The following is an 8,785-nucleotide window of genomic DNA, read 5'->3' as shown; positions in this document are numbered from 1 at the left end:
GGTCTTCCGGTGAACTCGCGGCCTGATCCGCCGGCGCCGACCGCACTCCCGGTGCGTCAGGTCAGGCGATCGTCGACAGCGGGCTGTCCGCGTCCGCGGCGAGGAAGCCCTCGACGAAGACCAGGAACCGCTGGTGCAGCCGGCGGAGTTCGGTCTCCGAGTACAGGTCCCGGTTCGCCAGGAAGTCGATCCGGGTGGCGCCCTCGACCGCGCCCGGGCGGACCCGGACGGTCAGGTCGTCGACCCGGCCCGTGGTCAGGACGTGGAGCGCGCCGTCCAGCGGTCCGAGCGGGACCTCGCTGTCGGCGAGCATCAGCTCGATGGTGGGGCCGAAGGAGGCCGCGCGGTCGCCGATCACGCCGACCTCGCGTGCGATGTCCTCCTGGCGGTACCGCTGACGGCTCAGTGCTCCCGCTAGCTCCCGGCCTGCCGCCATGCTCGCGTCACCGACCGTCATCCCCGCGCCCGAGGACAGGCGCAGCGGGATCACATTGGCGAGCGATCCACCCGAGCGACGCAGTGCCGCGGTGCCCCTGGCGGGGGTCGGGAGCGTGACGGTGACCTCGTCCCGTCCGGTGTGCTGCGCGAGGAAGGCCCCGAACGCGGCGATCACCGTCGGCGCCGACAGGGCGGCGTCGGGGCCGGCGGGCGCCAGCTCGCCGCCGATCACCAGGGGCTCGGACTGTGCCGGTGCCGCCGCGCCTGCGAACGTGACCGGGTCCGCGACGCCGACGAGATGCTCCACCCAGGAGTCGCGGTCGCGCTCGAAACGGTCGGATGCCCGGTAGGTCGCGTCGGATGCCACCACCGCCTCGAGGTCGAGGGCCTCGGACGGGCTGACGGCGGCGCCGACGAACGCATGGGTATAGAGCTCGGCGGAACGTTCGATCAGCGTTCGCAGTCCGTACGCGTCGAGGGCAACCTGGTGTGCCCGCACGTACCAGTAGGTGTGCTCCTCGCTGATCCGCAGCACGGCAGCGACGATGAGCTGGTCGGCCGACATGTCGACCGGTCGGGACTGTTCGTCGCGCATCCATTCCTGTGCGGCGGCAACCGGGTTCATCCGGCCGCGGAAGTCGATCGCGGCGACGAAGTCGTCGTCGGCTGCGGCGAGGGTCTGATAGGGGAATCCGTCGACCTCGACGACGTGCAGGCGCCCAGCCCCGAATTCCCTTCCCGCCCACCGGACCGAGTCCATGAGCAGGTCGACGTCGAGCGCGCCGCGGATGTCGACGTACTGCGCGACGGAGATCGGCGCGTCACAGGAGACGCGCTGGGAGAACCAGACCGAGTGCGCGGCGGCGGAGAGCGCGAGGACCCGCGCCGGGGTACCACAACCGGAGATGCTGGTGGGCTGCACTGGCTGGTTCACGAAACTCTCCCTCGACTCGGACTTCGGTGACCGGGAACTGCTCTGGTCTCAAAGTCTCGTCGGAGGGGGAGGGTGCGGACAGGCCCCCAAGCGGTGGGGCGGGCGCCACCCAGGGTGATGGATTCACCACCCCTGGGTGGCGTCGGTGTCAGAACAGGGGACCGCCACCGAACGCGGCGCGGTGCGAGGCCGGCTGGGCGCCGTCCACGTCGGTGATCCCGTACTCGAGCGCGGTCTCCGCGGTGATCTGGGTGCTCCCGCTGAGCTTGCCGACCTCAGGGTCGTTGGCGAGGGCGACGATCACCCGGCCGATGAACTCGGGGGTCTCCGCCTCGGAGAGGGGGAACCCGGCGAAGCTCTCCATCCCGCTCGCCAGCATCGCCTCGTTGCGCACCAGTCCCGGCCAGAAGGACAGAGCCGAGACGCCGGTGCCCTTGAGTTCGACCGCCATGTCCGCCGCCATCTTGTCGAGGCCGGCCTTGGACATCCCGTACAGCACCGAGTGCAGGTAGCCGCGGGTGCCGAAGGATGAGATGTTGCCGATGAGTCCGGAACCGCGCGGGACCATGAGCTTGGCGGCCTCGACGCTGGCGACGTAGTGCGCGCGCAGTCCGACACCGATGAGCGTGTCCCAGTCGCTGATGGGACGCTTCCAGAACGGGTCGGAGAAGCCGGCGAAGCCCTTTGGGTGCGCCCAGACGTTGTTGACCAGCAGGTCCAGTCGTCCGGACTGCTCGTTGGCGATGCGGGCGAACAGCGCCTCGATCTGCGCGTCGTCGGTGTGGTCGCACTGCACGGCGATCCCGGTGCCGCCGCGCGCGGTGACCTCGGCCGCCGTCGCGTCGAGCGGGCCGTCGGTCCCGACCTCGCCACGGGCCGTGACATAGACCGTCCAGCCGTCCGAGCCGAGGGCGAGCGCGATGCCCTTGCCGACGCTGCGGCTGGCACCGGTGACGACGGCGACCCGCCGCTCACTCGTTGCTTCATGAATATTCACTGCGACACCCCCGCGAACTGGCCCTCGGACACCACGGCGTCGGGGGAGAGCGGGCGGGTCAGCGACCAGGTCTCGGTGAAGTGGCACTTCGACATGCGCCACTCGCCGTCCTCGAGCACGTACTCGTCGTCGTATTCGCCGGTCGAGACGGTCTCGGTGTTCTCGAGCAGGTTCAACTGACGAAAGCGCAGAGTCCACCGCCCCGTCGCGGTGCCCTCGCCCGTGATGGTGATGTCGGGGTGCATGCCGTGGTGCATGTCGAGGATGACGTGCTTGCCGCCGACCCGGTGCAGGGCGATCTTCTCGAAGATCTCGGCCATCGGCTCGATGTCGTCGAACGCGCCGAGCCGGCCGTAGTCGATGTTCGCGCCGGAGCGGATGAAGCAGGCGCGGAAGGACTTCGGGTCCTTGCCGTCGCACGCCCGCCAGTATCGGTGCTTGAGGTTCTTGATCGCTTCGATCTCTTCGAGGGCGGCGATCCGTTGCGCGAGGTCCAAGGTGTGTCCCGTTCTCTGGTCACTGATCTTCTGTGACCTGGACGATAGGTGGCCCTGGTCACACCGCGCAGCAACCCTTCCCACACTGCGGGCAAAAGCTGAGCGTGCGCGGGAGCTACTCCCGAGCGGCCGCGGCGGCTTTCAGGATGGCCGCCGTCCCCGAGATCGCGGCGTCCAGGGTCTGGCCGAAGGCGCACTCGGAGAGCTCGGCGAGCGCCGGGTCCTCGTCGAAATGCTCGGGGGCCTGCATGGCGAGCAGGACGTTGAGCAGCATCCCCTTCGCGATGAACTCCCGCGCCTCCTCCGGGGTGCACCCGGTGCGGGTCCGGATCTGGGTGTAGATCTCCGACATCGCGGCCCGCGCCTGCGCGCCGATCTCGGGGGTTCCGCCCGCGGAGAACCCGTGCATCATCACCAGCAGCAGGTCGCCGTCGGACACGAGCTCGCCGTACGAGGCCCCGAGCCGGGACCAGAAATCCTCGCTCTGGGGATCGATGCCGCCCGGCTCGGCCGCGATCCGGTCCAGTTCCTCGTCGAAGGCCGCCACGATGCTCGTCAGCGCGCGGGCGAACACCTCGCGGAAGAGTTCGGCCTTGGAGCCGAACATCCGGACCACGTAGGGCTGCGACACGCCTGCCTCCTTGGCGACCGCGTCCGTGCTGGTGCCGGCGTAGCCGCCGCGCGCGAAGGCCCGCGAGGCCGCGGCCAGCACGAGCTCGCGGCGCTCCGGTGCGCTCATCCTGGTCGCGGGACGGGGGGACTTCGTCGACTCAGCGGAGCCGCCTTGCACTGCCATGTTGACAGGTTATCACTCGATGCCTTAGCGTTCTCATTTAAGTAATCATTCGATGCTTACAAGTCTGATGTTCGCTTCGAGGAGTGGTGATGACCGCAACGACCGATGAACTCGATGTCCTGATCGAGAGCCCGCCTCGAACGCAGGCCGGGCGCCGGGTGCCGATCTGGCTGGCGATGCTCGCGGCCTCGCTGCCGATGTTCATGGCGACCCTGGACAACCTGGTGATGACCAGCGCGCTGCCCGTGATCCAGGCGGATCTCGGTGCCTCGGTCGGGCAGTTGCAGTGGTTCATGAACGCGTACACGCTGTGCTTCGCGACGCTGATGCTCTCGGCAGCGACGCTCGGGGACCGGTGGGGCAGGCGGCGCATGTTCCTGTTCGGCATCGGGCTGTTCACGGTCGCCTCGATCGCCTCCGCGCTGTCCACCACGCCGGAGCTGCTGATCGCCTCGCGCGCCCTGCAAGGAGCAGGCGCGGCCGCGATCATGCCGCTGTCGCTGACCCTGCTCGCGGGTGCGGTGCCCGCCTCCAAGCGAGCGCTCGCCATCGGTGTCTGGGGCGGGGTGTCCGGCCTCGGCGTCGCGCTCGGCCCGGTGGTCGGTGGGGCCGTGGTCGACGGCGTCTCCTGGCAGGCGATCTTCTGGCTCAACGTCCCGGTCGCGCTGGTCGCGGTGCCGCTCGCGCTCTACGCGCTCAGCGAATCCCGCGGCAGGCGTGAGCGACTCGACGTCCTCGGCGTTGTGCTGGCGGGCGCGGGCGTCTTCCTCGGTGTCTGGGGAATCGTGCACGGCAACGACGACGGCTGGACCTCCGTTAGCGTTCTGGGCGCGCTGGCAGGCTCCGTGGTCACGCTCGCCGCGTTCGTGTTCCGCGAGGCGCGGACGTCGAACCCGGTGATGCCGCTGCGGCTGTTCCGTTCGCGCAGCTTCTCGATGGCCAACATCATCGGTCTCGCGTTCACGCTAGGCATGTTCGGGGCGGTGTTCCTGCTGGCCCAGTACCTCCAGATCGTGATGGGGTACAGCCCCTTCGAGGCGGGACTGCGAACCCTGCCGTGGACGGCCGCGCCGATGGTGGTGGCGCCCATCGCGGGCATCCTGGCGCCGCGGGTGGGCCTGCGGCCCCTGCTGATCGCCGGTCTCGCCCTGCAGGCGGCGTCACTGGTGTGGATGTCCCAGCTGCTCGAGCCGGGCGCCGCCTACGGCGAGATGGTGCCCGCGTTCGTGATGGCAGGCGTCGGCATGGGGCTGACCTTCGCCCCGAGCGCCACCGCGGTGCTGGCGGACATGGCGGAGGTGGACCACGCGACCGCCAGCTCCGCGAACTCCACCATCCGGGAGATCGGCGTGGCGCTCGGCATCGCGATCCTCACGGCGGTGTTCCTCGGCAACGGCGGCAGCCTCACCCCGGCAGGCTACGCGGAGGGACTGCAGCCGGCGCTGCTCGTCGGCGCGGGCGCCGTCGGGGTCGCCATCATCGCGGCACTGTTCATGCCGAGCCGGCAGGCGCAGCAGGTCTAGCCGGAGGACGGTCAGGGCTGGCCAGGGAACGGCACCGTCGGCGGTGCCGTTCCCAGGATCGCGCGCCAATTCGCCGTGCGCAGAGCCGTTTCCGTCAGTGCGTCGACCGCCGCCTGCCGGGTGTGCTCGGACTCGGCCCGCTCGATCACCGATCGCCACGCGACCGCGGTATCGGCCTCGACTGCCGCCGCCAACTGGATCGCGGAGATCGGATCGACGACAGGGAAGGGCATGGTGTAGCCCGAGTCGGCCGCGGGCGCACGGACCCCGGCGGCGGTGAGCGCATCGATGGTGGCGTCGCGCCTGGCCCGGTGGGCCGCTGCATCGGTCGTGATGTCGCCGATCCGGGCGGGGTTCGAGAAGGCGGCGATCAGGCCGTAGGCGTAGACGGCGGCGTGCTCGGCGCGCAGCGCATCGGACAGGGCCTGCTGCTCCGGCCCGAGTGACGATGTGGGGCTGGGTGAGGTCATAGCAGCAACACCGCCTGCTCTGCCGCGATGGCGGCGCTGATCGAACCGAGTAGGCCGGCCCGGTAACCGGACAGGCGACGGGCCAGGCCCGCGGCATCGCGCTGGGAAGTGGCCAGCTGGGTGCGCAACTCGTCGACGGTCGGTGGGGGCGGTGCCGGTTCCGTGGGGGAGCCCGTCGGGCTGGGTGAGGGCATCGCGGTCGGATCGACCCCGGCCGCGCGCGCGACCTCGGCCGAGAGCGCGTCGGCGTGCGCGCCGCGCTCGCTCGCGATGACGCTCAGTGCCCCGGCTCGCTCGGGCGCGAGGGCGGTCGCGGCGGTCGCGGTCGCGGCGTCCCTGCGCGCCGATTCCGCCGCGGAGATCAACGGATCGGGTTCGGCGGAGTCCCGGTCTGAGGAGTCGGATGTGCACCCGGTGGACAGCGCGAGCGCGGTCAGTCCGACCGACGCGGCGCCCGCGATCCGGAAGGCCGAACGCCGGGAGATCGGTGACGGGGTGACGGCTACAGGCACTCGACCATCTTGGCAGGTGCCCCGTCGATCGCGACGACCGAGGCTGGTCACGGAGCGGTCAAATGCGCGATATCCTTGATCATCGCGCCGGAAACCATTTCGGGCGCGCCCGACTTGTGCACACGAGGCCTGCCGACCACAACTGAACGAGGGAGCTCCACTGATGCCGGTTCCGCCGAAGGAGAGGGTGATCGAGCTTCTCTCCGATCTGGTTCATCGCCAGGGATACGACCTGGAGGATGTGGCGGTCACTCTCGCGGGCAAGCACAGTGTGGTCCGGGTGATGATCGACAGCGACACCGGACTCGACCTCGACGACGTCGCGGAGCTCAGTCGGACGATCTCCGAGACCTTCGACGCGACACCCGAATTCGGGGAGGCTCCCTACACGCTAGAGGTCACCTCGCCCGGGATCGACCGGCCTTTGACCGAGGACCGGCACTGGCGCCGGGCGCGGGGCCGCAAGGTCAAGATCGACCTCGCCGACGAGAGCGTGACCGGTCGCATCGGTCTGCTCGGTGACGGCGTGATCGCGATCGTGCTGCCCGGCAAGGGCGGTCCGTCGGTGCGCGAGATCGCGCTCGCTGACATCGACAAGGCGGTCGTGCAGGTGGAGTTCTCGCCCCCGAACGAGCGCGAGCTCGAACTGGCCGGTGGCGTGGCCGAGGGTCGGGTGGCCTCGGCGCAGATCGATGAGACAGATTTTCAGGTTGATGAAGTTGATGAAGAGGTAGAGGGGTAGACAAGTGAATATCGACATTGCCGCGCTGCGCGCGATCGAGGTGGAGAAGGGAATCTCCGCAGGCACCATCATCGCGGCGATCCAGACCGCGCTGCTGACCGCGTACCGGCACACCGAGGGCCACCACGCGCACGCGCGGATCGACGTGGACACCAAGACCGGTGTCGTCCGGGTCATGACCCATGACGTCGACGCCGACGGGAACATGATCGGCGAAGAGATCGACGACACCCCTGAGGGCTTCGGGCGGATCGCCGCGACCACCGCTCGCCAGGTGATCCTGCAGCGTCTGCGCGACGCCGAGCACGAGCGCAGCTTCGGTGAATTCTCCACGCACGAAGGCGAAATCGTCGGCGGCGTCATCCAGCGCGACACCAGGGCCAACGCCCGCGGCATGGTCGTCGTGCACATCGGCAGCGAGACCAGCGGCGCCGAGGGCATCATCCCGGCCGCCGAGCAGGTGCCGGGGGAGACCTACGAGCACGGCGAGCGGATCAAGTGCTACGTGGTCGGCGTCACCCGCGGCCAGCGTGGCCCGCAGATCACCCTGTCCCGGACGCATCCGAACCTCGTCCGCAAGCTGTTCGCGCTCGAGGTCCCGGAGATCGCGGACGGCTCGGTCGAGATCATCGCCGTCGCCCGCGAGGCCGGTCACCGGTCGAAGATCGCGGTGCAGTCGCGCGTCCAGGGTCTCAACGCCAAGGGTGCGTGCATCGGTCCGATGGGTCAGCGGGTGCGCAATGTGATGAGCGAACTCGCAGGCGAGAAGATCGACATCATCGATTACGACCCGGATCCGGCCCGGTTCGTCGGAAACGCACTCTCCCCGTCGAAAGTGGTGTCGGTCACAGTCGTGGACGCGGATGCGCGTGCTGCCCGGGTGGTCGTCCCCGATTTCCAGTTGTCCCTTGCCATCGGCAAGGAAGGGCAAAATGCCCGCCTGGCAGCGCGGTTGACCGGGTGGCGAATCGACATCCGCAGTGACGCCGAACCCTCCCAGGATCGGCCTGCCGGACCCGCTTCCTCGCGTGTCTAGGGGCGGCATGCGGGAAACTGGCCCGAACAGCGGTAGAGTGGTCAATGGCTCAGCGTGAGCTTTCGGTACAGGCGCGTGCGAAACCCGGGAAACCGGTCCGCACATGCATCGGATGCCGTAGACAAGCGTTGGCCGCTGATCTGCTGAGGATCGTTGCGCAAGAGGTGCAGCCTGAAGGCTGGACGCTGGTGCCCGACCCGCGACGCAGACTCCCGGGGCGAGGTGCCTGGTTGCACCCCGACCCGCAGTGTCTGAGTCAGGCCGAGAAGCGCCGAGCATTCGGCAGAGCACTGCGAGTGTCCGGAAGCCTGGACACGGCGGCCCTCGATCACATGATCGAATCGCTCCCATAACAGAGCAGTACCTCTCGAGAAGTCAGGCAAACACATCATGAGCACACCGTGAAGCACCAGCGATGATCGTCCATCGGAGATAACCCGAGGTCGTGCGGGCACCCAGCCGCGCTCGACCTCTCAGTGAGGAGAGCAGTGGCAGGCAAGGCCCGCGTGCACGAGTTGGCTAAAGAACTCGGTGTCACAAGCAAGGAACTACTCGCGAGGCTCAAGGAGCAAGGCGAGTTCGTGAAGTCGGCGTCCTCCACCGTGGAGGCCCCGGTTGCACGGCGTGTCAGGGAGTCATTCCCCGGCGCACAGTCGGCGGATGCCGAGGCAGCAAAGCCCAAGACCCCGTCGCCCAGCGCGGCGAAGCCCGGTGCCCCGCGCCCCGGCCCGAAGCCGGCTGCACCCGCACCGGCAGCTCCGGCTCAGCCGGTCGCCCCCGCGGCCCCGGCCGCGCCGACCCCGGCCCCCGTCGCCCAGCAGCCGGCACCGCGTCCGGCCG

Annotated in this window: 11 protein-coding genes; 5 read left to right on the top strand and 6 right to left on the bottom strand. The window is 69.3% G+C overall.

What is annotated here, in order from left to right; all coding sequences use genetic code 11:
- Positions 1-61: 61 nt before the first annotated feature.
- The 4 genes from FCG67_RS00055 to FCG67_RS00040 form a co-directional block, all read right to left on the bottom strand.
- On the bottom strand, positions 62-1,372 hold the full coding sequence (locus FCG67_RS00055; protein ID WP_136906092.1) for a condensation domain-containing protein: 1,311 nt from the start codon (positions 1,370-1,372) through the stop codon (positions 62-64).
- A 148-nt stretch (positions 1,373-1,520) separates the two neighbouring features.
- Complete coding sequence (locus FCG67_RS00050; RefSeq protein ID WP_425467775.1) at positions 1,521-2,369, bottom strand: SDR family NAD(P)-dependent oxidoreductase; 849 nt, start codon at positions 2,367-2,369, stop codon at positions 1,521-1,523.
- Positions 2,366-2,866: a nuclear transport factor 2 family protein gene (locus tag FCG67_RS00045; RefSeq protein WP_136906090.1), complete on the bottom strand. Its 501-nt coding sequence runs from the start codon at positions 2,864-2,866 to the stop codon at positions 2,366-2,368. Before FCG67_RS00045 ends, FCG67_RS00050 begins: the two co-directional genes overlap by 4 nt.
- A 115-nt stretch (positions 2,867-2,981) precedes the next feature.
- Positions 2,982-3,605, bottom strand: a complete 624-nt coding sequence (locus FCG67_RS00040; protein ID WP_136907064.1) for a TetR/AcrR family transcriptional regulator — start codon at positions 3,603-3,605, stop codon at positions 2,982-2,984.
- A gap of 146 nt (positions 3,606-3,751) precedes the next feature.
- Between FCG67_RS00040 and FCG67_RS00035 the strand changes: the two genes are divergently transcribed.
- Positions 3,752-5,185 carry a DHA2 family efflux MFS transporter permease subunit gene (locus FCG67_RS00035; RefSeq protein WP_136906088.1) on the top strand — a complete coding sequence of 478 codons (1,434 nt, stop codon included), beginning with the start codon at positions 3,752-3,754 and terminating at the stop codon, positions 5,183-5,185.
- 11 nt (positions 5,186-5,196) lie between these two features.
- Here FCG67_RS00035 and FCG67_RS00030 read toward each other — a convergent pair whose 3' ends face one another.
- Together FCG67_RS00030 and FCG67_RS00025 are read right to left on the bottom strand one after the other, a co-directional pair.
- Positions 5,197-5,655, bottom strand: a complete 459-nt coding sequence (locus FCG67_RS00030) for a ferritin-like domain-containing protein (protein WP_136906086.1) — start codon at positions 5,653-5,655, stop codon at positions 5,197-5,199.
- Positions 5,652-6,167 carry a hypothetical protein gene (locus tag FCG67_RS00025; protein ID WP_136906085.1) on the bottom strand — a complete coding sequence of 172 codons (516 nt, stop codon included), beginning with the start codon at positions 6,165-6,167 and terminating at the stop codon, positions 5,652-5,654. The genes FCG67_RS00030 and FCG67_RS00025 overlap by 4 nt, the downstream gene beginning before the upstream one ends.
- A 163-nt stretch (positions 6,168-6,330) precedes the next feature.
- Here FCG67_RS00025 and rimP point away from each other — a divergent pair, with 163 nt between their 5' ends.
- The 4 genes from rimP to FCG67_RS00005 form a co-directional block, all read left to right on the top strand.
- Positions 6,331-6,909: a ribosome maturation factor RimP gene (gene rimP, locus FCG67_RS00020; protein WP_136906083.1), complete on the top strand. Its 579-nt coding sequence runs from the start codon at positions 6,331-6,333 to the stop codon at positions 6,907-6,909.
- Between the two features lie 4 nt (positions 6,910-6,913).
- Complete coding sequence (gene nusA / locus FCG67_RS00015) at positions 6,914-7,945, top strand: transcription termination factor NusA (protein WP_136906080.1); 1,032 nt, start codon at positions 6,914-6,916, stop codon at positions 7,943-7,945.
- 44 nt (positions 7,946-7,989) lie between these two features.
- Positions 7,990-8,298 (top strand): YlxR family protein, encoded by a 309-nt coding sequence (locus tag FCG67_RS00010; RefSeq protein WP_136906078.1) that lies wholly within the window; start codon positions 7,990-7,992, stop codon positions 8,296-8,298.
- A 135-nt stretch (positions 8,299-8,433) separates the two neighbouring features.
- Positions 8,434-8,785 (top strand): translation initiation factor IF-2 N-terminal domain-containing protein (locus FCG67_RS00005; RefSeq protein ID WP_211243075.1); only part of this gene is annotated, 352 nt, incomplete at its 3' end.

Origin of the sequence: Rhodococcus oryzae, from assembly GCF_005049235.1 — a bacterium.
GTDB lineage: Bacteria > Actinomycetota > Actinomycetes > Mycobacteriales > Mycobacteriaceae > Rhodococcus_G > Rhodococcus_G oryzae.
This window is presented reverse-complemented; position numbering and strand designations above follow the sequence as displayed.

What these genes read in the sequence shown, in the direction of transcription:
- FCG67_RS00040 (WP_136907064.1), bottom strand. Translation starts at nt 3,605, where the DNA reads ATGAGCGCACCGGAGCGCCGCGAGCTCGTGCTGGCCGCGGCCTCGCGG.
- FCG67_RS00035 (WP_136906088.1), top strand. Translation starts at nt 3,752, where the DNA reads ATGACCGCAACGACCGATGAACTCGATGTCCTGATCGAGAGCCCGCCT.
- FCG67_RS00030 (WP_136906086.1), bottom strand. Translation starts at nt 5,655, where the DNA reads ATGACCTCACCCAGCCCCACATCGTCACTCGGGCCGGAGCAGCAGGCC.
- rimP (WP_136906083.1), top strand. Translation starts at nt 6,331, where the DNA reads ATGCCGGTTCCGCCGAAGGAGAGGGTGATCGAGCTTCTCTCCGATCTG.
- FCG67_RS00010 (WP_136906078.1), top strand. Translation starts at nt 7,990, where the DNA reads ATGGCTCAGCGTGAGCTTTCGGTACAGGCGCGTGCGAAACCCGGGAAA.